The organism is Pedobacter punctiformis, assembly GCF_027213715.1.
GTDB lineage: Bacteria > Bacteroidota > Bacteroidia > Sphingobacteriales > Sphingobacteriaceae > Pedobacter > Pedobacter punctiformis.
The window spans coordinates 346,291-371,886 of sequence record NZ_JAPWGM010000002.1; the positions used below are offsets into that span (position 1 = coordinate 346,291).

Consider the following 25,596-nt stretch of genomic DNA (forward strand, 5'->3'; position numbering starts at 1 on the left):
AAAGCTAAAACCATGCCTTCTTTTGATATTGTAAGTAAAGTTGATGCCCAAACCCTTGACAACGCAATTAATAATGCGAAAAAGGAAATTTTAAACCGTTTCGATTTTAACGGTTCAAAAAGTACCATCGATCTGGATAAAAAAACAAATGTAGTAACCATTGTTACCGAGGATGATATGCGCTTAAAAGCAATTGAAGGTTCTATTATTTCCCGGATGATGAAACAAAATCTGGATCCTAAAAGTCTTGATTTTGGAGACGAGCACCAGGCTTCAGGAAACATGATCCGGAAGGAAATTAGCATTAAAGAAGGTTTAGATAAAGAAGCTGCTAAAAAAGTGGTTGCTAAAATTAAAGCCAGTGGTTTAAAGGTTCAGCCATCTATTATGGATGATCAGGTTAGGGTAACTGCAAAGAAAATCGACGATTTACAGGCGGTTATTAATCTTTGTCGTAATGAAGATTTCGGACAGCCCTTGCAATATATTAACATGCGCAACTAACCATCTGTTTAACTGTAAGTTATAACAATTTATTGACAGTTCTGCAATAACCAAATCTAAAAATGGAAATAAGTGAAAATGGCTTTGTTTTTTCAGATGACAAATCACTTTTGGATATAAATGTCATTCATCGGTATTTGAGTAAAGAATCTTACTGGGCTAAAAATATCCCTTTTGAAACTGTTAAAAAATCTATTGAAAATTCGCTTTGTTTTGGAATTTATCAAAATGCTAAACAAGTTGGTTTTGCCCGTTGGGTAACTGATTGTGCTACATTTGCCTGGCTTTGCGATGTTTATGTGGAAACAGATTATAGAGGTTTGGGATTATCTAAAAAACTGATGTCTTTTATGATCTTTCACCCGGATTTGAAAGGATTAAGAAGTTACAGATTAGGCACTTTGGATGCACATGGCCTATATAAGCAATTTGGATTTAAACCGGTGAAAAACCCGGAAAGACTGATGGCTATTGTTGTTGAAAATCCATACGATGCAGATTAAGAAGCATAGTTAAACTATAAAGTGTCTACAGAATATAATAAAGCCTGAATACTCAATAGATTCAGGCTTTATTATATTCAATGATTTTTATTTAAACAGATATAAATCATCTTTTTAAAGAGATTTTCACTATTTAAAAAAATTAAAATTATATTTCGGCGTTTAATACAAAAGAACATAAATGAATAAGAATAATTTTTTAAAATCGCTGCTTACTGTGGCAGCTATTGGTGCCATGCCATTTCTGGGAATGGCTCAGCAAAGACCAAACTGGCAAAATCTTGATCTTAAAACCGATACTATTTTTGGTATCAGTACAGATAAAGCATACAAAGAACTTCTTAAGGGTAAAAAATCGACTAAAGTTATTGTTGCGGTAAATGATGGTGGTGTTGAGGCGCAACATGAGGACTTGAAAAGAATTATGTGGGTGAATACCAAAGAAGTGGCTGGCAATGGAGTAGATGATGATAAAAATGGTTACATCGATGACATTAACGGATGGAACTTTATTGGTGGTCCAAAAGAATCTGTTAATTTTGAAACACTGGAATTAACCCGTTTGGTTCGTCGTGATCAGGCTAGATTTGCCAACACTACAGATGCAAATGTTGCAGAAAAGGATAAAAAGGATTTTGATACTTTTAAAGCCAGAAGAGCGGACTTAGAAAAACAATTAGGTGAAGCAAAAGCAAATTTGAGTGGAATTACGGGTTTTAAAAATGCGCTGGATAATCTGGTAAAAAAAATGGGTAAAGAAAACCCAACAGCAGAAGATTTTGCCAATTATAAACCAACTACTGAAATTGAAGGCAGATTACAAGCTGCATTGGCTGAGCCGTTAAAGCAAATGTCGTTCAAAGATTTTTACGAAGACCAGATTGTTGAAGGGTTTGATTACTACAGCAGACAGGCTAACTATAATTTAAATTTAGATTACAATCCTCGCAGTATCGTTGGTGATGATCCAAACAATAGTAAAGAAAAATTTTACGGAAATAATGATGTAGCCGGACCTGATGCCATGCATGGATCTCACGTTGCAGGTATTATTGCTGCAGACAGAACCAACCAGCTAGGTATTATGGGCGTTGCGGATAACGTAGCCATTATGGGTGTGCGTTGTACGCCTAATGGTGACGAACGCGATAAAGATGTTGCAAACGCCATTCGTTATGCGGTTGATAACGGTGCTAAAGTAATAAACATGAGCTTTGGTAAACCATATACCTGGGATAAAGCTGTTGTTAATGAAGCAATGAAATATGCTGTATCCAAAGATGTGCTTATTGTACAGGCGGCCGGAAACGAAAATAAAGACATTGATACTGAAAATAATTTCCCTAACCATAAAGATTTAGATGCTAAAACCATTGCTTCATGGATTACTATTGGTGCTTCAGGACCAAAAGATGATGAAACATTAAAAGCAAGCTTCTCTAACTTCGGTAAAACGCAAGTTGATGTTTTTGCGCCGGGTGTACAGATTTATTCTACTGTACCGGGTTCTAAATACAAATATTTGGATGGAACGAGTATGGCCTCTCCTGTTGTTGCAGGTTTAGCCGGATTAATTCGTTCTTATTATCCTAAACTTACAGCGGCACAGGTAAAAGAAATTATCGTTAAATCTGTTGTAAAAGTTAACCACAATGTAGAATACAAAAAAGGTGAAGGTGATGATGCTCCAAAAGTTTCTGTTCCATTCTCTGATTTATGTATTAGCGGTGGTATTGTAAATGCTTATAATGCTTTAAAATTAGCAGCTACTTACAAATAAAATTAAAACATAAAAGTTGTGCGTCGGTTTAAACAACTGGCGCACATACTAAAACATGAAAATAAATCCGCTCTTAATCGTTAAATTAATTCTTGTCCTTTTTATACTGGTTGGCTTAGGCTTAACATTTTTTATGATCAGACAGGAGGTTAAGATTATTGGGGCCTATTTAGTTTCTGTACTTTTTTTCTTAATCCCTTCTTTGGTACTTTATGATTTAATATTTGGATTTAGCATTTCTGAAAAAACGATAAAGAAGCAAACCGAACGACAAAAAAGCTTATCATTTGATCATGATGGCATTCTTTATAAAAGACCTCTTTTTGATATCACTCAATTAATTTCCTGGGATTCCATTGAAACCGTAATTTTCAGAAATTATAATAGTGATGATCGGGCACAATATATCTTTCATTTAACAAAACCACCAGTTCAAACTTTGTCTGAAAATCCATGGTGGCTCAATAGAATTTTTCCAACCGCAATAAAGAATACAAATAAAATTTTGATCGATGATGAAGCTAAAGGTTTTAATGAAATACCTAAAATGATGGAAACTTATTTAGGGAAAGTGAAATCGTTTAATCCATCAGAAGATAATAGAAAAGGTGTTTTATTGAGTTCGAAAACAACTATTAAGCAGGATGTGATACAAACTGAGGAGCATTGGAAACCAAATAATGATTATGAACCTGAAAAGGTAATATTTGATAGACTGGATAGAAATATTGAGCAAATAAATAGTAAACAATAAAGGCGAACCTAAATGGCTCGCCTTTATTTCTTTAAAAAACCTGAATTAAATTAAACTGTAGCCATATCAATTACGAATCGGTATTTAACATCGCTGCCTAAAACTCTTTCATAAGCTTCGTTTACGTAATTGATGTTAATCACTTCTACCTCAGAAACGATACCATGTTCTGCACAATAATCAAGCATTTCCTGTGTTTCTTCAATACCACCAATACTTGATGCAGTTAAAGCCCTGTTACCACTCATTAAAGCCGAACCCGGGAATTGAATTGGCACCGGCGGAATACCTACGCAAATGTGAACACCATTTACATTTAATAATTTAAAATACATTTCATAATCGTGCGGTGCAGAAACAGAATCCAGGATAAAGTCGAAATATTTAGCATATTTTTTTAACTCATCCGGGTTTTTAGTTACGACGAAATTATGTGCACCCAGTTTTTTTGCATCCTGCTCTTTAGATGGCGAAGTACTTAAAACAGTTACCTCAGCACCAAAAGCTACAGCAAATTTAACGGCCATATGTCCTAAACCACCTAAACCTAAAACTGCAACTTTATGTCCTTTATTAATACCCCATCTTTTAATCGGCGAATAAGTAGTAATACCGGCACATAGTAATGGTGCAACACCACTTAATGGTAATTTATCAGAAACTTTTACTACAAATTCTTCTGTACAAACAATTTTGTTTGAATAACCTCCATATGTTGGAGTTACTTTATCGCGTTCAACACTATTATATGTCCAAACGGTTTCTCCCTTTTCGCAGAACTGTTCCTGACCGCCCTGACAGGTTGGACATTCTTTACAGCTATCCACCATACAACCGATACCAGCAAGATCACCTGCTTTAAATTTAGAAACTGCTGATCCTACCTCCGTAATACGACCTACAATTTCGTGTCCCGGAACCATTGGATATTTAGCAGGGCCCCATTCACTTCTTACCTGGTGAATATCAGAATGGCAAATTCCGCTAAATAATATTTCAATTAATACATCTTTAGGTCCAACGTTTCTTCTTTCGAAATTCCATGGAGCCAATTTATCAGTTTGGCTGTGAACAGCATATCCTTTTGCAGCTATCATATTTATTTTTTTGTTTTAACAAAGCTATGCAAACATCTTCTTAATGGAAAAATCAAACCACCTTCAAAAGGTTTATATAATGTAAAAAATGTTGATTTTATTTTTCTCACAAGAATTTTATCCGGCCAGTATTTTATCCGGTGTTATTGGTAAAGTCCTGATTCTTTTACCTGTAGCATTGAAAACAGCATTTGCAACTGCCGCAGAAAATCCTATTAACGCAATTTCGCCCATTCCTTTTGCACCCATTGGATTAATAATCGGATCGGGCTTATCTATAAATATGACATCAATTTGTGGAACATCGGCATGTACCGGAACATGGTAATCAGCAAAGTTGTTGTTAATGTAACGCCCAAAGCGATGATCAATAACAGCTTCTTCAGTTAGCGCCATACCTATGCCACCTACCGCGCCACCAATCATTTGGCTACGGGCAGTTTTTGGGCTTATAATTTTACCAGAATCACCTACAGAGACAATTTTACTCACTTTTACAACACCCGTCAGGTTATTCACTTTTACCTGTACAAAGTGAATCGAAAAAGAATACATAGAATAATTATCCCGTTCTTTTCCGGCCTGACTTTCTTTAGTTACTTCAATAGATGGTAAATTATTTTTCCGGAGTACATCCACAAAATTAGAAGTAGCATCCATATTTGAATTGGCTGCCAGTTCTGCAATAGTTGATTTTAGGGATAGGCAAACATCATTAACGGCAGAACCTATGGTAGAAAGCGTTGCGGAACCGCCCTGGCTTGGTGCCGGAGGCAGCGATGAATCGCCTAATTCAAAAGTGATTTTATTAACCGGGATATCCATCAGTTTATTCGCGATTAAAGTCATTCCGGTACCTGTTCCCGGGCCAATATCACTGGTTGCACTTTGCAATACCAAGCTTCCATCGGCTTTTAAAATGCCTTTAACACTTGCTTTTCCACGATTAGCATTAAATACACCCACACTTACACCATAACCGGTTTGCCACGGCCCTTCTACCAAACTTCCAGGCTTATTTTTTCTGTTGCTCCAGCCTATTTTTTCAGCGCCAAGTTTATAGGCTTCCTTAATATTTTTACTGGAGAAAGGTTTATTTCTTTGCTGGTCTGTTTCCGGGTCGTTCATGATCCTAAAATCAAGTGGATCCATATCTAATGCATGTGCCATTTCATCAATAGCACTTTCCAGTGCAAAAGCACCAGTTGCTTCACCCGGGCCACGCATCCAAATTGGTACGCCCAAATCAACCGGAACAATGGTATAAGCCGTATTTACATTATCGCACTGATACATAAATTTGGCCATGTTAACCACACCTTCAGTAAAGTTTTCATAAACAGAACTTTCTCCGAAGGCAGTATGTGTAATTCCGGTTAACTTACCTTCTTTTGTTGCACCCAATCCTACTTTTTGAATGGCTGCTGGCCTGTTGCCCACCATGGTAAACATCTGCATCCGGGTAATGACCAGTTTAACGGGTTTACCAATATGTTTTGAAGCCATTACGGTTGCAATTTCAAGTGGCCAGGTTCTTAAAGCCATTCCAAAACCGCCACCCACAAATTCAGAATTAACCTGAATATTTTCTGCCGGGATTTTGAAAACATTGGCAATGGTATTTTGGGTTGCCTTTACCCCTTGCGTTTTGGCATAAACCGTTACCCGATCTGCAGGTTTCCAATCGGCTATAATACCATGAAGTTCCATAGGATTATGGGTTTCAATTGGCAATACATAACGCTGCTCTACCTGTACATCAGCTGTTTTATAAGCATTTTCTATTCCTCTTTTATAATTGGGTTGCCCCTGAAGCTTTTTCGCCTTCGGATCTGCCAAGGCTTTTTCAAAATCGGTGTTAAAATCTTCCTTTTCGTAGGTTGCTTTAACCAAAGATGCTGCATAAGTTGCTCTTTCAAAGGTATTTGCAACCACAATGGCTATAGGCTGACCATTATAAAAAACCTGGTTGGTATAAAAAATCTTCATTGGCGAGCCGCCTTCCTGTTCGTAAAGCGGTGCCGAAGGTTTATTTAAATGAGATACAACGGCTATAACACCCGGCGCCTTTTCAGCAGCTTTCGTATCTAACGAAGTTATTTTACCTTTGGTTACTGTACTGGTAACCAATACCCCATAGGTTAAGCCGGGCAATTCATACTCTGCAAAGTATTTAGCTTTGCCCGTTACTTTAAATATGCCATCAACACGATCGTTATCGTCCTTAAAAAATAGATTTTCCATTAGGCTTTAGTTTTTGCAAGGGTTAAAGCTTCGATAATTGCGTTGGGAGCCAGTTTCAATTTAAAATCATTCTCGCCGAAACCTTTAGCACCAATCATAGCCAGTTTGGCTGCTTCTTCAAAATTCTGAACGTTTGCTTCTTTGCCTTTTAAAAAGTTTTCGGCTGCTGTTAATCTCCATGGCTTATGCGCCACCCCACCCATAGCCAACCGAATGGTATTTATTTTATTATCCCGCATCTCAAAAGCGGCAGCTACAGAAACCAAGGCGAATGCATAAGAGGCACGGTCACGGATTTTAAGGTAATGAACGTTTTTATTCAGTGCATTAACTGGAATTTCTACCCTGATAATCAGCTCATCCGGCTTCAGGTTGTGGTCCAGATGTGGCGTATCGCCCGGTAAACGATGAAAATCTGCAAAAGCTATTTTCCTTTCTGTTTTGGCATTGGCTATCACCACTAAGGCATCAAGTGCAGCTAAAGCGATACACATATCGCTTGGATGAACGGCGATGCATTGTGGCGAAGTGCCAAAAATAGCATGCATCCGGTTAAAACCTTCTATCGCTCCACAACCAGTTCCAGGTTGCCTTTTGTTACAAGGCATTTCTGTATCATAAAAATAGCCACATCTTGTTTTTTGAAGCATATTACCACCAACCGTAGCTACGTTTCTTAATTGAGCAGATGCACCAGCTTGCAAAGCCATGGATAATAAAGGCAGTTTTTCTTTAATTAAAGGATGATCAGCTACCGCAGAATTCGAAGCCAGGGCACCAATATGAATTTTATCGCCTATTTGTTGTATCTGTTTGAGCGGTACATGATTAATATCGATCAGTTTTTCAGGTGCCAGTACACCTCTTTTCATCAGGTCAATCAGGTTTGTTCCACCGGCAATAAATTTTGAGCGCTTATCTTTCAGCAATAAAGCAATGGCTGATTTTGCACTGGTTGTTCTAAGGTATTGAAAGTTGATCATAACTTTGCTCCTCCTTCTTTTACTTCAACAATAGCATCAACTATATTAGGATAAGCACCACAACGACAAATATTTCCACTCATATATTCCCTAATTTCGGCCCTTGAATTTGCATGTCCTTCTTTAATACAGGCAACTGCCGACATAATTTGTCCGGGTGTACAATAACCACACTGAAAACCATCGTGTTTAATAAAAGCCTTTTGCATGGGATGCAGTTCATCTCCTTCTGCTAAACCTTCAATGGTGGTAATTTTCTTGCCCTCATTCGTCACAGCCAGGCTTAAACACGAATTTACACGTATGCCATCCACATGAACCGTACAAGCACCACATTGCCCATGATCACAACCTTTTTTAGTTCCCGTTAAATGGAGTTCTTCTCTTAATAAATCAAGCAAAGTAACCCTGGGCTCAACAGACGCCGTATAGGCCTTGTTATTAACAGTAAGATTAAGCGGGATCTTTTCAAAAAGTTCCGCGAAACGTTCGTCAACCCCATTTTCTGCAGCCTTAACTGCAGCAGAAGGTGTTAAAGCAACAGCAGCAATGATTGTACTTTTCTTAAGAAAATTACGCCGGCTATCACCCTGATTTTGATTCGGATCAGAAGATTGCATAAATTGTAGTTGTAATGATTGGATACTTCTTCTAAGTTCGTGAATTGGTGGCGAATAATACAGAAAACCAGAAATTTAGAATAATTCTAATAAGGAAGAAACGAAACCACTTTCGAGCTTGAAGCATAAAATGATTTAATATTTAAAATAATTTTTATAATGTGCTTTCAATGTATATTTTTAGCAAATGGAGCAAGCAAAACCACTACCCGAATTATCAGCAGAAGAGCAGCGTGTTTTAGGATCGTTAATTGAAAAGAGCAGAACAACGCCCGATTATTATCCAATGACCCTTAACGGCTTAACTGCTGCATGTAATCAAAAAAGTTCGAGGTATCCTGTTGTAAATTATGATGAAGAAACAGTTACCTTAACTTTAAATCAGTTGAAAATTAAAGGTTTAATTTCTACCGCAACGGGAGGATCAAGCCGGGCAACTAAATATAAACACAATTTAGCCATTGTTTATCCTTTACTTCCTTCGGAATTGGCCATTATTTGCCTGCTACTTTTACGCGGACCTTTAACGCCCGGAGAAATTAACAGCAACTCGGGCAGATTATATGAATTTGAAAGCATTGAAGAAGTTTTAGAACAATTGCAAAAACTGGCTGATGATGAAACATCTTTTGTTAAACAATTAGTTAAAAAACCGGGGCAAAAAGAAGCACGTTTTATCCATTTGCTTGGCGAATTTGTAGAAAACGATGCAAATGTTGTTGCAGAACAACAATCTGTAGCTGTTTTTCAGCCTAATGAAGCGCTTGAAAACCGTTTAGTTAAACTGGAGCAAGAGGTGGAAGAATTAAAGGAGCTGGTGAATCTTTTAATGAATAAATAGTATATATAGCTTTTATGAGATAATTTGTCATTCTGAGGAACGAAGAATCTCTTTAGTTCTTAAATAAACTTAAGATAACCCAAAAATAATTCGGGATGAATAAATAATTGGTTTCTCTTCTTTGGGCAACCAAAGAAGCAAAGTTGCCGGCTTAAAATTTTTGTATTTAAGTTACTGCATAGGCCTGGACATTACCTTCCCAAAAATTTGTTATGCCGGATTTAAGAAAAACGTAGAAACAGTGCTTTGGCCTTGTCGGGTATAAAAAATACCTTCTATACATCCTGAGCTTCCCGAGGGATCCTGAGTATCGTTTTAAGCCACTAATAAATTTAGACGAACCCCGAAATAATTCGGGGTAACGAAATTAAGCTGGATTTATAGTACCCGAAAACCCTGAGCACTATAAATCCATTATTTTTTAGGCTTCGTATTTCTTAAAAATGGTACTTGCAGTATGTCCGCCAAAACCAAAAGTGTTATTTAAAACATAATTGATTTCCTGTTTAACAGATTTACCCAAAATAATATTTAATCCGGCCGGAATTTTCTCATCCAGCTTAGTGGTATTAATTACTCCCGGGATAATGCCATCACGAATAGAAAGGATACTAATAATACTTTCTACAGCACCTGCGGCACCTAATAAATGGCCTGTTTGAGATTTAGAGGCACCAATGGCCACCGGTAAATCTCCAAAAATTGCATTTATAGCTGTTAACTCACTTAAATCACCTAAACCTGTAGAAGTGGCATGGGCATTAATATAATCGATTTTATCAGCAGAGATTCCGGCATCGCTTAAAGCTTTTTTCATGCCCAGTACTGCACCAATTCCATTAGGAGGTGTGCCGGTCAAATGATAAGCATCACCGGCCATCCCGCCACCAATAATTTCAGCATATATTGTTGCGCCACGCTGCAAAGCATGTTCCAGATCCTCTAAAATCAATGCTCCGGCGCCTTCACCCATTACAAAACCATCTCTTTCTGCGTCAAATGGTCTTGAAGCTGTTTCAGGATCATCATTTCTTTTGGATAAAGCCTGAGCGGCATTAAAACCACCAACAGAAGACTTCGTTAAAGCCGCTTCAGATCCTCCTGCAATCATAATATTTGCTTTTCCTAAGCGAATGGTATCAAAAGCGCTAATAATGGCCGTATTGGAAGAAGCACAGGCAGAAACCGTACAATAATTTGGACCGCGTAATTTATGGCGGATTGAAATGGCTCCGGCTGCAATATCCACGATCATTTTCGGGATAAAGAAAGGGCTAAATCGTGGCGTACCATCACCTGCGTGAAATTCTTCCAGCTGTGCTTCAAAAGTACCTATCCCTCCATTTCCGGTGGCCCAGATTACACCAACTTCTGCAAGCTGATCATCGTTCATTCCAGCAAAATCAAGCCCTGCATCCTGAATGGCCTGATCTGTTGAGGCAATGGCATATTGGGTAAATAAATCAAACTTTCTCAGTTCTTTTTTATCCATGTAAGCCTCTGCATCAAAGTCTTTAACCTCACAGGCAAATTTGGTTTTAAATTTATCGGTATCAAATTTTGTGATTGGACCTACGCCGTTTTTTCCGGCAATAATATTCTGCCAGAAATCGTTAACGTGGTTTCCCAATGGCGTTATTGCACCCAACCCGGTAATAACTACTCGTTTCATTTTAATTTTGTTTCAGGCCGGTATTCTTAAATAAATAATCGACCAATTTTTGAATTTTAGGACCAATAATAAGTATAGCAGGAATTACGATTACATAAGCAATTGCCCATGACCTCAGCCATATCTTAATAAAATTATTAATAAAGCCAAGATTGGCAGCGATTACCGAACCCGTTATAATTCCGGTGGTAAAAATACCCATAATTAACGCAAAGGCCAGTTTTTTCTTCATATTCCTGCTATAAATTTAAATTGATTACTTAACAGATTCTACCCATTCGGCTCTGTTTGCATTCATAACATTCAGTGCATCAGCGGGTGAAGAACGAAACAAGTTATATATTGTTTCTGTATCACCAACCCTGATTTCGTACTCATTATTTTCTAAAGCTTTAATTAAATCGTCAGCTACTGCCGAAGGATGAATTCCATTGTGTCCCCCTATTTCTTTTGAAAGTTCTGTATTCACCAATGGCGGCATTAATTCAAAAACTTTAATGGCTGTATTTTCAAGGCTTAATCTTAAAGAAATGCTGTAAGAATGTAATGCGGCTTTACTTGCGGCGTAAGTTGGCAAACTAATTCCCGGAACAAAGGCTACAATAGAAGAAACATTTACTATTGCCGCTTCTTCCTGTTGTTTTAATGCAGATAAGAGTTTTTGATTCAGTTTAATTACAGACAAATAGTTGGTTAACATTTCTTCTTCTGCAATTGCTGCTGCATCCTGATTTTGATGGCCAAGGTTATGAAGAATGGCTCTACCAGCATTATTGATCACAATATTCAATTCAGGGAATTCTCTCTTAATGCGTTCAACCAGCTGATCTATGTCAGTAGCTTTACTTACATCAAAAGGAATGGCCGTTACATTATTTAATCCGGCAGCAGCGGCATTTAAACGTTGCTCATCACGGCCAGTAATAATTACATGATTACCCAGAGCCGATAATTGTTTTGCAATCTCAAAACCTATTCCAGCGCTTCCACCGGTAATTAAAACTGTATTTTTTGTTGTTTTCATGATTATATTATTTTTTAAAATTTTAAGATTAAACAGGTACTCACCGCATGCGCATAAATGGTTTGATGTTCATCAACCAACTGAGCTTCAACCAAAGCAGTTCTTCCACCCAGATTAATCACTTTACTAATAGTTTTTAACGATCCTGTTTTAATGGTTACCGCTTTAAGGAAATTAACCTTTAATTCAAGTGTGGTATAACCTTTCCCTGCAGGTAAAAGAGAATGCAAAGAACAACCCGTCGCTGAGTCTAAAATGGCCGATATTACACCGCCATGTACCGTCCCTATAGGATTATAATGAAATTCCTGAGGAGTAAACTCAAATACAACTTCGCCTTCTTTCATCTCGGTTACGGTAAAATCTAATGTATACAACAGTGGTGGTAATGGTAATTTCCCTTCGCTCATTGCTTGCAGATATTCGAGCCCGCTTAATTGTAGAGCTTCTTTTGCGCCTTCCATCGGGTCTTTCCAGGTAATTATTTTGCTTCTTTCCATAATTTAAATACCGATCGGTATATTTTAGATTAAAAAATTTTAACTGATGCTATTGATGTATTTTTTTAAAGAGTCCATAATTAAATTCCAGTAATCCGTTTTTTCAGTAAGGCGTGCAATCATAATTGCCCCCTCTATCATTGCAATAATGGTTAAAGCAATTTGCGCCGGATTTTCGTCTTCCCTTATCTCCTTTTTAACAATTCCCTGCTCTGCTATTCTGGTTATGCCATTCTTCCAGGCCAATACCGCTGCCAGTACTTTCTCTCTCAATACCGGATGGGTATCGTCAGCATCAATTGCTGTATTTAAAATCGGGCAGCCTCCTTTTGCAAAATTACCAGACAAAAACTGATGATACATTTCTGCATAAACCATTAATTTATCCTGAGTACTGGTTCTTCTGTTAATTTCTGCCCCTATCCTTGAAACCACATTACTTAGATTGTAATCGAAAGCAGCAATTGCTACTTCATCTTTATTGAGGAAATTGCCATAAATACTGCCCTTTGTTAAACCAGTAGCAGCGGTAAGGTCATTCATAGAGGTACCCGCATATCCTTTCATATTAAAGATTGGTGCGGTTTGCTCTATAATAAACTGCCTTGTTTTTTCTGCCTTGGTCATGATGTTTTAAATAACAACACAAATATATACCAATCGGTATTATTTAAACAAATAATTTTATCATAATTAAATCACATTCTATTTATAGTTGAATTTTGTGACTTAACTAAAGCATAAAATACTAAAATTGAAGCCGTTAAAACAGATGACAACTGGGAACAATAGCTGCAGCAACCCATTAAGGATTAACAATTTAATTTATAAAAGGGATAGCAGTTATCCCTTTTTCCATTTAATACCGCAACCTATTGCTTTGGTAGAAGCTATTACTGGTTTTTTACCTGCAGAAAGATCTGATATTGCATTTTTAACATAATTTGTCCTGCCCGCATTTTCAACCTCGGGATCATTATCAATAGCGCCAATATATTCAACAATGTTGCCTTTATCTGTTTTATTGAGTACAAAAACATGTGGCGTTCTGCTTGCACCAAACTGTTTGGTTACTATGTGGTCAGGATCCAGTAAATAAGGAAAAAGAAAATTCTTTTCTTTCGCCAGTGCCTGCATCTTTTCAAAGCTTTCATCAGGTACAGCTTCAGCATCGTTAGGATTGATGGCAATCACCGGATAACCTTTTGATGCATAATCAACATTTAATTCGGCTACGCGTTCCTGATAAGCTTTAGCCACCGGGCAGGTATTACAGGTAAAAACAATTATAAACCCTTTTGCATCTTTGAAATCAGCGAGACTCAGATTTTTATTGTTTATATTTTTTAAACTGAAATCTTTTACAACATCACCAATCTTATAACCTTCAGTTTGACTAAATGCAGCATAAGAAATAAGCATTAATCCAATTAAAAACAGCTTTTTCATAACTTTTCTATTTAAAATTTAACAACGTTTCTTTTAGTTCCGGATAGGTAAATTCCTTTTCGTAAAAGCGCCTGTTTTTATGATTAACAAATAGTGTGGCCGGTATTGCTCCAGTCCATTTTTTATCTATTCGTTCTATATATTGCTGTTGATCGGGTTCATTCAGTAAAAAAACTTCGGCTTTTATTTTATTTGTCTTAATAAAAGGAATTACTTCTTTCTGTAATTTCGATTTAAAATCCAGGCTAATCAATATCACTTTTACAGGCTTTTTTGCATTTTCCACACGCAATTTTTCAAAATTTGGAAGTTCTGCCACACATGGCGAGCACCAGGTTGCCCAAAAATTAATGACATAAGTGGTGTCTTTTCCACCAGCCATGCGTTTATCCAAATCGTTTAAAGTGATCATCCTTACCTGAGAAGAAGCCTGATAACTCATTAAATATAAACAAACTATAAAAAATAAACGAATCATATTTTCTTCCTGTATACTGTAGTTTCAGGTAATTTTTAATTGATTGAGCCTGATTTCACCAAAACTTTTTGATAAGCCGGTAAGGTCAGATCATCGACAATTACCCCCCTTGTGGTTGATGCATGTACAAAAAAGCCATTATTTAAATAAACGCCTACATGATCTACATTGTTGCCTCCAAAAGAGAAAAAGAGCAAATCGCCTTCCTGCAAATTATTTACGTCTTTAGAACGGACTACATTGGCCTGATCACGGGAGATTCTCGGTAATGTTTTACCATAAATTTCCTTTTCGAGCAAAAAAGCAAAACCCGAACAGTCTATTCCATTTTTATCCAAACCACCTAACCGATACCTGACACCTGTCCAGTCGGTAATGAAACGATAAAGTGGTTTACTTTTTAAATTTGCCATAGCATCGGCAGCTTTTGAGGCTTTAGTATCTGTTTTAACTGTATACTTCCTTGAACCGCAAGAAGAAAGGATCAGCATAGTTGCTATAAGGTAAAAGATGTGAGGTTTGAGGTTTAGGGTTCTTTGTATCATATTATAATAAGTTGTCCGGCATGATTTTAACTTTAGTCTCTGCTAAATCTACATCCTTAGACAAGCTCAAGAATGACAGGTTTGCTGTGATGGGTATTTCTATTTACAACAGATGCTGAAACGGGTTCAGCATGAGGCAATGAATTAAACTTTTCTAATTCTTGATCAGCCTTTGGATTTCATCCAGCTTTAGCAGCGCTTCTACCGGAGTTAACGCATTTACATCTAAATTATTGAGCGTATCACGGATTTTAATCAACACAGGATCATCTACTGCAAACATTTGCAATTGGTATGCCTGGTTCTGTACTTTTTTAATACTGTCTTTAATGCTCTGTCCTTCGGTCCTGTCTATTTCTAATTTCTTTAAAATTTCATTGGCCCGCTGAATCAGTTTTGTTGGCATACCCGCCATTTTTGCGACATGAATACCAAAACTATGTTCGCTACCTCCTGGAACTAACTTTCTTAAAAAGATCACTTTATTAGCCATTTCTTTTACTGATACATTAAAATTCTTAATGCGGGGCATGGTGTTGGCCAACTCGTTTAATTCGTGGTAATGGGTAGCAAATAAGGTTTTAGGACGAGATGTTGGATGCTGGTGCAGAAACTCTGCAATAGCCCAGGCAATAGAAATCCCGTCGTAAGTACTGGTACCACGACCAATTTCGTCTAAAAGGATTAAACTGTCATCAGAAATGTTATTTAGAATACTGGCCGTTTCATTCATCTCCACCATAAACGTACTTTCTCCTGATGAAATGTTATCCGAGGCGCCTACACGGGTGAAAATCTTATCCACCAATCCTACTTCAGCCTCTTTTGCAGGAACGAAACAACCCATTTGAGACATGAGTACAATAAGTGCAGTTTGCCTTAAAATAGCTGACTTACCTGCCATATTGGGACCGGTAATCATAATAATCTGCTGACTTTCAGTATCGAGGTAAACGTCGTTTGTAATGTACTCCTGCCCTACGGGTAACTGTTTTTCAATTACCGGGTGACGGCCGCCTTTAATATCCAGCACTTTAGTAGTGCTCATTTTTGGCTTGGAGTAATGATTTTTAACCGCAAGACTTGCAAAACACAGCAAGCAATCCAGTTGGGCAATTAAAAATGAGTTGAGCTGGATGGGTTTAATGTATCCTGCAGTTTGATACATTAATTCGTTGTATAAACGAACTTCAATTTGCTGTATCTTTTCTTCGGCACCTAAAATCTGATCTTCGTATTCTTTCAACTCGGGTGTAATGTAGCGTTCTGCATTAACCAAAGTTTGTTTACGAATCCAGCCTTCGGGGACTTTATCTTTATGGGTATGGGTTACTTCTAAATAATAACCGAATACATTGTTAAAAGCTATTTTTAAAGATGGTATTCCGGTTGCTTCTGCTTCACGTTTCTGAATCTGTACCAGATAATCTTTACCACCGAAAGCAATTTTGCGTAAACGGTCTAAATCTTCATCAATACCATCGGCAATTACATTTCCTTTAATGAGCAATGCCGGCGGATCAGCCTGTAATTCTCTTTCTATCTTTTCGCGAATGGCAATACAGGGGTTTAACTGATCGGCAAGTTTAATTAAAAAAGGATTTTTAGAGGCTGCACCTAAGGTTTTAACAGCTTCGATATGCGTTAAAGCCCTTTTAAGCTGCATCAATTCTCTCGGGCCAACACGCTGTAAACCAACCTTGGAAATTAATCTTTCTAAATCACCAATTTGTTTAATATGCGTTAAAAACTCCTGCTGAAGTTCATCGTGTTTCACAAAAAAATCGACCATTCCTAAACGCTCTTCAATTGGTTTAAGCTCCTTTAAAGGCATTATGATCCACTTTTGAAGCAAACGGGCCCCCATGGGTGTACAGGTTTGATCTAAAATATCGAATAGGGTAACGGCATTATCATTGGCAGAGTTAACCAATTCCAGGTTGCGGATGGTAAAACGATCCAGCCACATGTATTTGTCTTCTTCTATCCTGCTTATCGACGTAATGTGTTGCAAATTACGGTGTTCGGTTTCGCCTAAATAGTGTAAAATTACACCGGCAGCAACAATGCCACTTTGCAAACGATCTATACCGAAGCCTTTTAAGGAGGTTACTTCAAAATGTTTGGTTAAGGTTTCATTACCATAATCAGCAGTAAAAGGCCATTCATCCAAACCAAAAGTATAAAAACGATCTCCAAATTGTTCGGTAAATACCTGACGTTTAGATTTCTGAAAAATAACTTCCGAAGGTTTAAAGCCTTGCAAAAGCTTATCTATATAATCACTGTTGCCTTGTGCAATTAAAAATTCACCGGTTGAAATGTCTAAAAAGGAAACACCAATTTGCGTTTTATCAAAGTAAACGGCGGCTAAATAGTTATTTGATTTTTGATTAACAATATTATCGCCATAGGCTACGCCCGGCGTTACCAATTCGGTTACGCCCCGTTTTACAATGGTTTTGGTGGTTTTTGGATCTTCCAGCTGATCGCAGATGGCAACCCTTTGTCCGGCTCTAACCAGCTTGGATAAATAGTTATCTAATGAATGGTGTGGAAAGCCTGCCAGTTCTAAAGCACCCCCATTTGGGCCTGTTCCTCTGCGGGTTAATACAATGCCTAAAATCTGAGCTGTTTTAACGGCATCTTCGCCAAAGGTTTCATAAAAATCGCCTACTCTAAATAATAATAATGCACCGGGATACTTTGCTTTAATGGCATTGTATTGTTGCATTAATGGGGTTTCTTTATTCGTGTCTTTAGCCAAAACTGAAATTAATTTACAAAAGCCATAAAGATAGCAGGTTTAACGGTTGTATAAAGATTTTGTTGAAAAGTTAAAAGATTGTGGAGGAATAAAAGAGAGAATTCATATCTGAATATGAACAACCAAATTCTAATTAAACTTATTTACTTAATGTTGCCTGTTTACTAAATGGCAGCAAAAATTGTATTTGCATCAGCCGTGTTAGCAGTTAAACGGGCTACATGATTTGTGGCCAGTGTTTTAAGAAATAATGGAGGCCCTGAATATTTAGCAATTTCTTTTGGAGGTTTAACCAGCTTGTTATTACAGGCGCATATTAGAGTATCTACTTTTAAGCCGCTATAGTACCTTATTGCCTCTATTAATGCCCCAGAGTAATCGCCCATAGTGTAAAAAGCAACTTGTTGACCTTTGTACGTAACTATAACTGAAAAATCATTAGAATTGGCTCCTAATTGTGTTTTAATACCTGGTACTACACCTGTTTTAATAAGCATGTCGTAAACGATATTTAATGTGGTGGTTTTTCCTTTACCGGAATCACCGTAGAGCGTTAGGATTTTCATGTTTTATTGTAGTTAGAGTTATTAGTTTTGGATTGCTCAGAACAATAACTAATTAAAAAATTATTTAATTGAGGTCAAATACGGTGCCCTCGTTCCATTTCCCATTGATAAAAGCTCCCTTATACTGACATTCAGGTCCTTTTTTTTCATTGATAACTACTGAATGATGTCTGAAACCATAAATTTTATATACTTTTTTATTGTAAACAAGTTTTATCGTATCCTGAACGGAAAAGCTACCCTCATATTTAAATTCATTAACCTCTTGAGTATCATACAGTATTTTGTTTAGTATTATTTTACCTTTATTATCTTTTAGCTGTACGTCGATCTGATTTGAGTTTTCTGTTTGTTTCACTGCGAACGTTAAGAATGTGTGGATATTCGGATTTTTTTCGCATGCTGTTTGAAACTGATCATCCTTACTTTTCTGGTCAATGTAGCCATATCCCATATATCCCAATATGGCAAGCACTATAAGTATTATGAAAAAAGGGGTCTTATTCATATTATTTACAAATTGGATATCACTGGTATTTTAGATTAAAGTATAATTTATTTAATATTTTTTCCTTAAGGTACCCCCTTCACTGATGCGTGTATATCACCTCTACACCAATCATAAAAATCAAATTGACAGTTTGAAAAAATAATAAGTTCTGTGGATAAATATAGATATTACAATTGGGCAATATAACTTAAAAACAATTCCATTGCTTTTTTTCTGTCTGTTGTAACTTCAAATTGTAGTTTATGGTACAGGTAATCATCTAAATCGAAGTTCGGGTTTTGCGGCAGTCCAGCCAGCACTTCTTTGCGATGGTCTAAGCCAAATTTTAGGGCTGTATTAAATTCATCTTTAAAAGCTTGAGGAATATCTTTATTGGCTACCCATGCGGCGTACATAAAAGGCAATCCGGTAAAATTTTTCCATTCTTCGCCCATATCGTACACGTAAGCATAATCGCCCTTTTTGCCGAAGGTTCTATCACCAATTAAAACAATTGCATCACTTTTAGCCGTTTGATCGGTTGTGAATTCAACATCCAGTTTCCAGAAGAACTTAAGCAGTACTTTAGCCAGGTTATTTGAAGTGCGTGAATGTAAATCTAATTTCAGAGTTTTGATTTCATTAACGGGCACATCGCTAAAAATAAACACGGAGTTTACGGCACCATCACTGCCAATACAATAATTAGCTACAATATTGGCATTGGGTACCAAAGGAATTGCGGCTACAGGCATTAAACCAATATCTACCTGACCGTTAATTATTTTAGCGGCACAATCTGAAGGAATATCTAAGCTTAAATCTATTTTATTAATGATATCAGAATGTTCTATTCCGTAAATAAATGCTTTGGTGTTGGTGTAATTAACTGCCGAAATTTTAATCTTATTCAAGGTGTTGTGTGTTTAATAATATCTGTTTCCAGATGAAGCAATTTCTTATTGTGCGTTTTGCAACTGATCTAAATGTACTGCACTATTAAAATCAATAATATCAAATTTTCCATTTTCATAACCTAGTTTATATAAAACCGTATTTTGATGTGGAAATTCAGTCATTTCGCTTAATGGTTTGCCGGTAAGCAGGCAAAGAAAAACCCGCATCGCCCTGCCATGCATACAAAGTAACACGGTTTGCTCCTGCGGTCTCGAAGCCAATAGCTGCATGGGTTCTTTTAACCGTTCATATACATCCTGCACACTTTCTCCACCTTCAAAATGAGCGGTATAATTGCCATCCTGCCAACATTGCAACATTTCTCTAAATGCGTCGCGGGCATCTTCAGTATTCGCTTTACCCTCCCAAATGCCCCAGGCAAGCTCATCCAAACCGGATAACTGTTCCCAGGGTAAACCAGCATCTATAAATTTTTGTACCGTTTGATGGGTACGTTTAAGCGTAGAGGTATAAATTTTATCGAAAGAAATGTTTTTATAGGTTTGATAAAATGCCTCCGCCTGTGCCCTGCCCAAATCATTTAAATCTGAGTTAATGCCTCTGCCCTGTACAATGCCTTGTCTGTTCAATTCGGTTTCGCCGTGACGGATGATGTATATTTCTTTCATTAGATGTAGTCAGGATGAGCTTGCCAAAGGTAATTTATGCGTAAATATTAAAAGATGACCTTCGGCAGGCTCAGATTGACTTTAATCTTTAAATAATTTTGAATTAATTAATAACGGGTAATTTATAGTACTGTGGCTTTTTTTCTTCTTCAAAAACAACGTTTTCAAAGTCGGTAACCACATTGTAAAGCGTATCGCGTTCTACCGCTTTCCGTCCTACCTGCTTAATTAAATTAACCAATTCTTGTGTACTCATGGCTGGTGTTTGCTCTTCGGCTCCTGCCATTGAATAAATTTTAGTAGTATCATCTAAGGTACCATCTATATCATCCACTCCGTAATTAAGCGATAACTGTGCGGTTTCGCGACTAATCATCGCCCAATAAGCTTTAATGTGGTCGAAATTATCCATATAAATACGGGCAATGGCATAATTCCTTAAATCTTCGATCACAGAAGATTCGGGTACATTAGACATTTGGTTGTGCTGATTTCTAAATTTTAAAGGAATAAAAGTTTGAAAACCACTTGTTCTGTCTTGTAATTCACGCAGTTTTTCCATATGATCCACACGATGCCAGAATTTTTCTATATGGCCATAAAGCATGGTTGCATTACTTCTCATACCGAGTTTATGCCATTCTTCGTGTATAGCCAGCCATTGTTCGCCGGTACATTTATCTTTGGCAATTAAATCCCTTACTTCAGGATGAAAAATTTCTGCTCCACCACCAGGCATAGATTCCAGTCCGGCTTCTTTCATCAGTTTCATTCCGGTGGCATAATCTATTTTGGCCTTTTTAAATATATAATGATATTCTACAGGGGTTAAAGCTTTAACATGCAATTCTGGCCGATGCTGTTTAATTGCGGTAAATAAGGCCGAATAAAAGGCCACATCGTACTGGGGCAGTACACCACCTACAATGTGCACTTCGGTTACGGGCTCATTATCGTATTTTTTAACAATATCAAGCATCTGATCCATTGTTAATGCCCATCCCTCTTCTTTTTGCTTGATAAGTTTAGAATAAGAACAGAATTTACAATCGTAAACACAAAGATTGGTTGGCTCTAAATGGAAGTTACGGTTAAAGTAAGTGGTATCGCCATGTTTTTTCTCTCTGATAAAGTTAGCCAGAATACCCAGGTAACCTAATTCGGCATGTTCGTACAGGTAAACACCCTCATCAAAGGTAATGCGTGCTCCGTGAAGAACTTTGTATGCTATGTTTTGTAGTTCAGTTGATAATTTTGTATCAGCTAATATTTTTTCAACCTGCTCAGTTGTATTCATTCCTGATTTATTTTGAACAAAAATACAATATTGAGGGGATTTGAAAATCATTTTCTTGTAACAAACGACATTTAGTGCAGTTTAATTGCTGCAATACTATTTAACCACAGGAAGGTAGAAAACGTTTCTGTGGCAAACAAATCAAATACTATTAACAAAAAAAGCACCTCTTTTCAGAAGTGCCTTTAATATTATGTTTTTCACAGGTATTTATTAATTTGTTTGCGGCGCAAATGTTAAAACAATATTTGCAGTTTTTCCACCAAACTCAATAGGCGATTTTAAAACCATATTGGTGCTTGATAAATCACTTAAAACTAAACGATAACCTTCTGTTACGTTTTTAGCTTTATCGCCTTCGTATATTTTTTTGAACTGAAAAGTTTGATCTTTAGGTGCTGCAGACCAGAAAATAGTTTGCATTACCGAACCACAAGTACTTGATGCCGGTAAAGTATAAGAGCCATTACCACTATTGGTTAAGTGCCAGGTACTGCCCTGAAAACATTTATATGATTTTTCGCCGAATAAACCCTGAACTGCGCCATCAGGTAAACCTTCCAGTGTTACGTTGGTTACTACCCAGTCGCGAACTACTGTACCTCTGCTACCTGTTACACCAGCAGTTACTCTTTTTGCAGTATTGCAGCTTTGTAACATTACTAATGTAGAACATGCTATTGCAATAGCTATAAATAATCTTTTCATGTTGTTTAATTTTATTTTCGTCAAACTAAACACATAAATCCTGCCAAAACAAATGGACAAATAAAATTTACCATCAAATTATTAAATTGCAGCCCTAAACTTTTCCCCTAAATTAAATAACGATGAAACCCGAAACCCTTGCTATACACGCTTCTAATCTGGTTAAAAGTGCAACCGGAGATGTAACGCTTCCAATAAGTTTATCTACAACTTTTTTTCGGGATGAGGATGGTGCATATCCTGGCGGACACATGTATAGCAGAGTAAGCAATCCAAATCGTTCTGCTTTAGAAAACACTATTGCTCAATTGGAGTTTGGCGAAGATGCTGCTGCTTTCTCTTCAGGCAATACTGCAGGTATGGCACTTTTTCAATCGCTTAAACCTGGCAGCCATATTATTGCACCAGATGATATGTATTGGGGCTTTAAAAAACAATTGCTTAGTATTTTTGCAGATATCTTAGAATTTGATTTTATCGATCAAACTGATTTAAAACTGGTACAGGCTTCTATAAAACCAAACACCAAATTAATATGGGTTGAAACACCTTCTAATCCATTATTAAAGGTTACCGATATTGAGGCTATTGCTAAAATTGCCAAAGCTGCTCAAATTACTTTTGCTTGCGACAGTACTTTTGCTTCGCCTATTTTACAAAACCCTATTCTTTTGGGTGCTGATATTGTAATGCACAGCAGCACTAAATATTTAGGCGGCCATAGCGATATTTTAGGTGGTGTTTTAATTACGGCCAAAAAAGATGCACTTTGGGAAGTGATTAAAAATGTACAACAAATTGGTGGTGCTGTGCCTTCACCTTTTGATTGTTTTTTACTGACCCGTAGCATTAAAACTTTGGCTTACAGAATGAAAGGTCATTGCGAAAATGGCAAGAAACTGGCTGAATTTCTTAAAAATCATGCTCAGGTTGTTGATGTTTACTATCCGGGTTTAAGCAGTCACCCACAACATGATATAGCTAAAAAACAAATGAAAGATTTTGGCGGCATGCTTTCTTTTTTAGTTAAAGGTGATGGTAAAATGGCTAAAAAGGTGGTAAATAAGGTAAAATTATTTGCACAGGCAACCAGTTTAGGTGGTGTAGAGAGTTTAATTGAGCATCGTGCATCTGTTGAAGGTCCTGATACTAAGACACCAAAAACATTGATCCGGGTTTCAGCCGGACTGGAGCATATTGATGATTTAATTGCAGATCTGGAACAGGCTTTGGGGTAAATCATTACTTCAGGATGCCTGGTTTAGCTGGAGAGATGCAAAATGCTTTAAAGATTTGGAAATGAAAGGCCTGTGATACTTAGCTAACAGCAGCCCCGCTCCCGTTGCTGTACCGATGAAAAATCGGCACATCCACTCAGATCGGGTTTAGGTACCATGTTTTGTTCCCCACAATGACGGTCGTTTTAAGTTTCTCGTACTACCCTGCATTATTTAAACCTGATTGAAGCGGCATCCCCCGGCTTTTTTTTCGGGGATATAGCGAAAAGCGGGACTGCTTTAACAAAAGAATTACTGTACTGCCTTTACTTAAAAAAAGTAAAACTCTTAATACGATTTGTGATAGGCTCACATTAACAGACTAATCTTTCAGTACAATTCTATAATCAGTACTGAATTTAAATGAGATTGCTTCGTGCCTCGCAATGACGACTACTCGTAAGTATAGTCTTCGACAGGTTTAAAGTAATAACTATTTAATTATGCTATAAAACCGGATCTTATTTTGGAGAACAGATTGTAGTTAACTTCAATTTATAATCAGGATTTAATGGCTCATTAGTTTGCGCTAAACGTTGTGCACCCGTATTTGCGGGACAGGCAATATCGCCGGCTGCATCGTAAATAATTTTATTTCCGTTGGCCACCAATTCTTTAGGCACATAAACCTGCACTTTGGTAACCGAATAACCGGAAGGAATATAACGAATATAGTAGCCATCAGGGTGCAATGTCCAGATGCCGCTTGGCACATCGTTTCGCGGGGCAGCCATACCTGCTACAATTGCATAGCTTTCCAACTCAGCATAGGTATAGTTTCCGGATGAAACCAGTTGGCGGATGTTATTTTCGGCTTCAAACACCGCCTGAATCCCTTGTGGCAACTGATCTTTAGCTTTTTGCATCACATCAAAAGGCAAAACGCCCAGTGCACCACCTTCCAATTGGGTTAATTGGGTTGGGGTTAACAATTTTATAGCGGTTAATTTAATGGTACCAGAGTAATCAGCAAATTTTGTTCTGGCAATAATGGTCCATAATAAAGCTTGTATATCATGTTGTTCTACTTCGGGATGCTTTTCGGCACTCTTTAAAATAGAAATCACTATTTGTTCTTTCGAACCTAAAACCGGTGCATACATATAACCATCTCCCTTTGATGGGGCGTAAGTTCCGGCCTTTAAACAATAACTCTTATTAGTCATTTCGTACAAACCCGCACAAAGTACAAAACCTCCGGTAGGTGCTTTTGGCAATAAATACAAGGGTTGTACTTTTTCAGAAGCCATAAAATCGGGCATTTTGGAACCATCACGGTTTACATCTTCAAAAGAAGTGGTTATAGCTGCCGGCTGCTTTAAAAATTTATCTACACCAAGTGCTTTTGCGCCCTGTGCTGCACCTGCTTTTAGTAATTTATCTTTTAATGCACCAAACTGGGCATAAGCCTGACCGGAAATAGCCATTAAAAGAAACAAAATAATAATGCCGTTATTTATTTTTTTCATAATCAGATAGGTTATACTGGTTTAATGTAAAAGTAAAGTTTTAACCATTAAGTTATATGATGTTATCGTTTTATTGCATTTCGAATAAAAATACCATGCTGATTTTCAAAAAGTTAATTAATTTTCAGAATTATATTTTGCACATTGAAAAATAATTCAGACATTTGAAAATATTATTTGGCGAAAAGCTAAATAAAAGTCAATCCGTAACACAGGTTGATTTATAAAGAAGTGGCGAGAGACAGGCTCTTTGACCCACTGGCAACCCTCAGAAAGAGAAGGTGCCAATTCCTGACCGGATAACATGGTGTTATTTGGAAATATAAATTGGAACTGATGAAAACATTAAATCTTCAATCGCTAAGCGAACCCGGTTTAAACCTTAAGAAGGCAGGAAATTTCTATGCTTCTTCTTCTATTTGTTGCCGCATGCAATTTATTG

At 37.2% G+C, this 25,596-nt stretch carries 26 protein-coding genes and 1 riboswitch; of the genes, 6 read left to right on the forward strand and 20 right to left on the reverse strand.

Annotation, left to right across the window (positions count from 1 at the left end; genetic code table 11):
• The first annotated feature begins 12 nt into the window (after positions 1-12).
• The 4 genes from O0955_RS07340 (at position 13) to O0955_RS07355 (ending at position 3,541) form a co-directional block, all read left to right on the forward strand.
• Positions 13-504, forward strand: a complete 492-nt coding sequence (locus O0955_RS07340) for a YajQ family cyclic di-GMP-binding protein (protein ID WP_269426894.1) — start codon at positions 13-15, stop codon at positions 502-504.
• A gap of 62 nt (positions 505-566) precedes the next feature.
• Positions 567-1,007 carry a GNAT family N-acetyltransferase gene (locus O0955_RS07345; protein ID WP_269426895.1) on the forward strand — a complete coding sequence of 147 codons (441 nt, stop codon included), beginning with the start codon at positions 567-569 and terminating at the stop codon, positions 1,005-1,007.
• A 181-nt stretch (positions 1,008-1,188) separates the two neighbouring features.
• Positions 1,189-2,787, forward strand: a complete 1,599-nt coding sequence (locus O0955_RS07350) for a S8 family peptidase (RefSeq protein ID WP_269426896.1) — start codon at positions 1,189-1,191, stop codon at positions 2,785-2,787.
• 55 nt (positions 2,788-2,842) lie between these two features.
• Complete coding sequence (locus O0955_RS07355; RefSeq protein WP_269426897.1) at positions 2,843-3,541, forward strand: hypothetical protein; 699 nt, start codon at positions 2,843-2,845, stop codon at positions 3,539-3,541.
• Positions 3,542-3,591: 50 nt separating this feature from the next.
• Here O0955_RS07355 and O0955_RS07360 read toward each other — a convergent pair whose 3' ends face one another.
• From O0955_RS07360 to O0955_RS07375, 4 genes are all read right to left on the reverse strand, one after another.
• Positions 3,592-4,638, reverse strand: a complete 1,047-nt coding sequence (locus O0955_RS07360; RefSeq protein WP_269426898.1) for an NAD(P)-dependent alcohol dehydrogenase — start codon at positions 4,636-4,638, stop codon at positions 3,592-3,594.
• A 117-nt stretch (positions 4,639-4,755) separates the two neighbouring features.
• Entirely contained in the window at positions 4,756-6,882 is a 2,127-nt protein-coding gene (locus O0955_RS07365) for a xanthine dehydrogenase family protein molybdopterin-binding subunit (RefSeq protein WP_269426899.1), read from the reverse strand.
• Positions 6,882-7,865: an FAD binding domain-containing protein gene (locus O0955_RS07370; protein ID WP_269426900.1), complete on the reverse strand. Its 984-nt coding sequence runs from the start codon at positions 7,863-7,865 to the stop codon at positions 6,882-6,884. Before O0955_RS07370 ends, O0955_RS07365 begins: the two co-directional genes overlap by 1 nt.
• Entirely contained in the window at positions 7,862-8,485 is a 624-nt protein-coding gene (locus O0955_RS07375) for a (2Fe-2S)-binding protein (RefSeq protein WP_269426901.1), read from the reverse strand. Before O0955_RS07375 ends, O0955_RS07370 begins: the two co-directional genes overlap by 4 nt.
• A 187-nt stretch (positions 8,486-8,672) precedes the next feature.
• Between O0955_RS07375 and O0955_RS07380 the strand changes: the two genes are divergently transcribed.
• A complete protein-coding gene (locus O0955_RS07380; RefSeq protein WP_269426902.1) occupies positions 8,673-9,326 on the forward strand; it encodes a YceH family protein in 654 nt (217 codons plus the stop codon).
• Between the two features lie 421 nt (positions 9,327-9,747).
• On the opposite strand, the gene fabF is transcribed toward O0955_RS07380, so the two are convergent.
• The 15 genes from fabF to O0955_RS07455 all read right to left on the reverse strand — a co-directional run bounded on the left by fabF (position 9,748) and on the right by O0955_RS07455 (position 22,408).
• Positions 9,748-10,998 (reverse strand): beta-ketoacyl-ACP synthase II, encoded by a 1,251-nt coding sequence (gene fabF / locus O0955_RS07385; protein WP_269426903.1) that lies wholly within the window; start codon positions 10,996-10,998, stop codon positions 9,748-9,750.
• Position 10,999: 1 nt separating this feature from the next.
• The gene (locus O0955_RS07390; RefSeq protein WP_269426904.1) at positions 11,000-11,230 is read right to left on the reverse strand and encodes a DUF2798 domain-containing protein; all 231 of its coding nucleotides are present in this window, start codon (positions 11,228-11,230) and stop codon (positions 11,000-11,002) included.
• A gap of 24 nt (positions 11,231-11,254) precedes the next feature.
• Positions 11,255-12,022, reverse strand: a complete 768-nt coding sequence (locus O0955_RS07395) for an SDR family oxidoreductase (RefSeq protein ID WP_269426905.1) — start codon at positions 12,020-12,022, stop codon at positions 11,255-11,257.
• A gap of 14 nt (positions 12,023-12,036) precedes the next feature.
• Positions 12,037-12,522: a PaaI family thioesterase gene (locus O0955_RS07400; RefSeq protein ID WP_269426906.1), complete on the reverse strand. Its 486-nt coding sequence runs from the start codon at positions 12,520-12,522 to the stop codon at positions 12,037-12,039.
• Positions 12,523-12,561: 39 nt separating this feature from the next.
• On the reverse strand, positions 12,562-13,149 hold the full coding sequence (locus O0955_RS07405) for a TetR/AcrR family transcriptional regulator (protein ID WP_269426907.1): 588 nt from the start codon (positions 13,147-13,149) through the stop codon (positions 12,562-12,564).
• A 216-nt stretch (positions 13,150-13,365) separates the two neighbouring features.
• Entirely contained in the window at positions 13,366-13,971 is a 606-nt protein-coding gene (locus O0955_RS07410) for a thioredoxin family protein (protein ID WP_269426908.1), read from the reverse strand.
• Between the two features lie 7 nt (positions 13,972-13,978).
• Complete coding sequence (locus O0955_RS07415) at positions 13,979-14,449, reverse strand: TlpA disulfide reductase family protein (RefSeq protein WP_269426909.1); 471 nt, start codon at positions 14,447-14,449, stop codon at positions 13,979-13,981.
• 35 nt (positions 14,450-14,484) lie between these two features.
• On the reverse strand, positions 14,485-14,994 hold the full coding sequence (locus tag O0955_RS07420; protein ID WP_269426910.1) for a C40 family peptidase: 510 nt from the start codon (positions 14,992-14,994) through the stop codon (positions 14,485-14,487).
• A gap of 154 nt (positions 14,995-15,148) precedes the next feature.
• Positions 15,149-17,761 (reverse strand): DNA mismatch repair protein MutS, encoded by a 2,613-nt coding sequence (gene mutS / locus O0955_RS07425; RefSeq protein ID WP_269426911.1) that lies wholly within the window; start codon positions 17,759-17,761, stop codon positions 15,149-15,151.
• Positions 17,762-17,925: 164 nt separating this feature from the next.
• Positions 17,926-18,327, reverse strand: coding sequence for a hypothetical protein (locus O0955_RS07430; protein ID WP_269426912.1), 402 nt, complete (start codon positions 18,325-18,327; stop codon positions 17,926-17,928).
• Between the two features lie 64 nt (positions 18,328-18,391).
• Positions 18,392-18,835 carry a hypothetical protein gene (locus tag O0955_RS07435; protein WP_269426913.1) on the reverse strand — a complete coding sequence of 148 codons (444 nt, stop codon included), beginning with the start codon at positions 18,833-18,835 and terminating at the stop codon, positions 18,392-18,394.
• A gap of 170 nt (positions 18,836-19,005) precedes the next feature.
• A complete protein-coding gene (locus O0955_RS07440) occupies positions 19,006-19,731 on the reverse strand; it encodes a menaquinone biosynthetic enzyme MqnA/MqnD family protein (protein WP_269426914.1) in 726 nt (241 codons plus the stop codon).
• Between the two features lie 45 nt (positions 19,732-19,776).
• Positions 19,777-20,403 carry a histidine phosphatase family protein gene (locus O0955_RS07445; RefSeq protein WP_269426915.1) on the reverse strand — a complete coding sequence of 209 codons (627 nt, stop codon included), beginning with the start codon at positions 20,401-20,403 and terminating at the stop codon, positions 19,777-19,779.
• Positions 20,404-20,506: 103 nt separating this feature from the next.
• Complete coding sequence (mqnE, locus tag O0955_RS07450; RefSeq protein ID WP_269426916.1) at positions 20,507-21,700, reverse strand: aminofutalosine synthase MqnE; 1,194 nt, start codon at positions 21,698-21,700, stop codon at positions 20,507-20,509.
• 213 nt (positions 21,701-21,913) lie between these two features.
• Positions 21,914-22,408: a hypothetical protein gene (locus O0955_RS07455; RefSeq protein WP_269426917.1), complete on the reverse strand. Its 495-nt coding sequence runs from the start codon at positions 22,406-22,408 to the stop codon at positions 21,914-21,916.
• Between the two features lie 122 nt (positions 22,409-22,530).
• Between O0955_RS07455 and O0955_RS07460 the strand changes: the two genes are divergently transcribed.
• Positions 22,531-23,646, forward strand: coding sequence for a trans-sulfuration enzyme family protein (locus tag O0955_RS07460; protein WP_269426918.1), 1,116 nt, complete (start codon positions 22,531-22,533; stop codon positions 23,644-23,646).
• 500 nt (positions 23,647-24,146) lie between these two features.
• Here the strand turns inward: O0955_RS07460 and O0955_RS07465 are convergent, their stop codons facing one another.
• Positions 24,147-25,154, reverse strand: coding sequence for a hypothetical protein (locus O0955_RS07465; protein WP_269426919.1), 1,008 nt, complete (start codon positions 25,152-25,154; stop codon positions 24,147-24,149).
• A gap of 218 nt (positions 25,155-25,372) precedes the next feature.
• Positions 25,373-25,483: riboswitch (SAM riboswitch) on the forward strand.
• The last annotated feature ends 113 nt before the right edge of the window (positions 25,484-25,596 follow it).

Coding starts and splice junctions, on each gene's coding strand:
- O0955_RS07340 (WP_269426894.1), top strand. CDS start 13: ATGCCTTCTTTTGATATTGTAAGTAAAGTTGATGCCCAAACCCTTGAC.
- O0955_RS07345 (WP_269426895.1), top strand. CDS start 567: ATGGAAATAAGTGAAAATGGCTTTGTTTTTTCAGATGACAAATCACTT.
- O0955_RS07350 (WP_269426896.1), top strand. CDS start 1,189: ATGAATAAGAATAATTTTTTAAAATCGCTGCTTACTGTGGCAGCTATT.
- O0955_RS07355 (WP_269426897.1), top strand. CDS start 2,843: ATGAAAATAAATCCGCTCTTAATCGTTAAATTAATTCTTGTCCTTTTT.
- O0955_RS07360 (WP_269426898.1), bottom strand. CDS start 4,638: ATGATAGCTGCAAAAGGATATGCTGTTCACAGCCAAACTGATAAATTG.
- O0955_RS07365 (WP_269426899.1), bottom strand. CDS start 6,882: ATGGAAAATCTATTTTTTAAGGACGATAACGATCGTGTTGATGGCATA.
- O0955_RS07370 (WP_269426900.1), bottom strand. CDS start 7,865: ATGATCAACTTTCAATACCTTAGAACAACCAGTGCAAAATCAGCCATT.
- O0955_RS07375 (WP_269426901.1), bottom strand. CDS start 8,485: ATGCAATCTTCTGATCCGAATCAAAATCAGGGTGATAGCCGGCGTAAT.
- O0955_RS07380 (WP_269426902.1), top strand. CDS start 8,673: ATGGAGCAAGCAAAACCACTACCCGAATTATCAGCAGAAGAGCAGCGT.
- fabF (WP_269426903.1), bottom strand. CDS start 10,998: ATGAAACGAGTAGTTATTACCGGGTTGGGTGCAATAACGCCATTGGGA.
- O0955_RS07390 (WP_269426904.1), bottom strand. CDS start 11,230: ATGAAGAAAAAACTGGCCTTTGCGTTAATTATGGGTATTTTTACCACC.
- O0955_RS07395 (WP_269426905.1), bottom strand. CDS start 12,022: ATGAAAACAACAAAAAATACAGTTTTAATTACCGGTGGAAGCGCTGGA.
- O0955_RS07400 (WP_269426906.1), bottom strand. CDS start 12,522: ATGGAAAGAAGCAAAATAATTACCTGGAAAGACCCGATGGAAGGCGCA.
- O0955_RS07405 (WP_269426907.1), bottom strand. CDS start 13,149: ATGACCAAGGCAGAAAAAACAAGGCAGTTTATTATAGAGCAAACCGCA.
- O0955_RS07410 (WP_269426908.1), bottom strand. CDS start 13,971: ATGAAAAAGCTGTTTTTAATTGGATTAATGCTTATTTCTTATGCTGCA.
- O0955_RS07415 (WP_269426909.1), bottom strand. CDS start 14,449: ATGATTCGTTTATTTTTTATAGTTTGTTTATATTTAATGAGTTATCAG.
- O0955_RS07420 (WP_269426910.1), bottom strand. CDS start 14,994: ATGATACAAAGAACCCTAAACCTCAAACCTCACATCTTTTACCTTATA.
- O0955_RS07430 (WP_269426912.1), bottom strand. CDS start 18,327: ATGAAAATCCTAACGCTCTACGGTGATTCCGGTAAAGGAAAAACCACC.
- O0955_RS07435 (WP_269426913.1), bottom strand. CDS start 18,835: ATGAATAAGACCCCTTTTTTCATAATACTTATAGTGCTTGCCATATTG.
- O0955_RS07445 (WP_269426915.1), bottom strand. CDS start 20,403: ATGAAAGAAATATACATCATCCGTCACGGCGAAACCGAATTGAACAGA.
- mqnE (WP_269426916.1), bottom strand. CDS start 21,700: ATGAATACAACTGAGCAGGTTGAAAAAATATTAGCTGATACAAAATTA.
- O0955_RS07455 (WP_269426917.1), bottom strand. CDS start 22,408: ATGAAAAGATTATTTATAGCTATTGCAATAGCATGTTCTACATTAGTA.
- O0955_RS07460 (WP_269426918.1), top strand. CDS start 22,531: ATGAAACCCGAAACCCTTGCTATACACGCTTCTAATCTGGTTAAAAGT.
- O0955_RS07465 (WP_269426919.1), bottom strand. CDS start 25,154: ATGAAAAAAATAAATAACGGCATTATTATTTTGTTTCTTTTAATGGCT.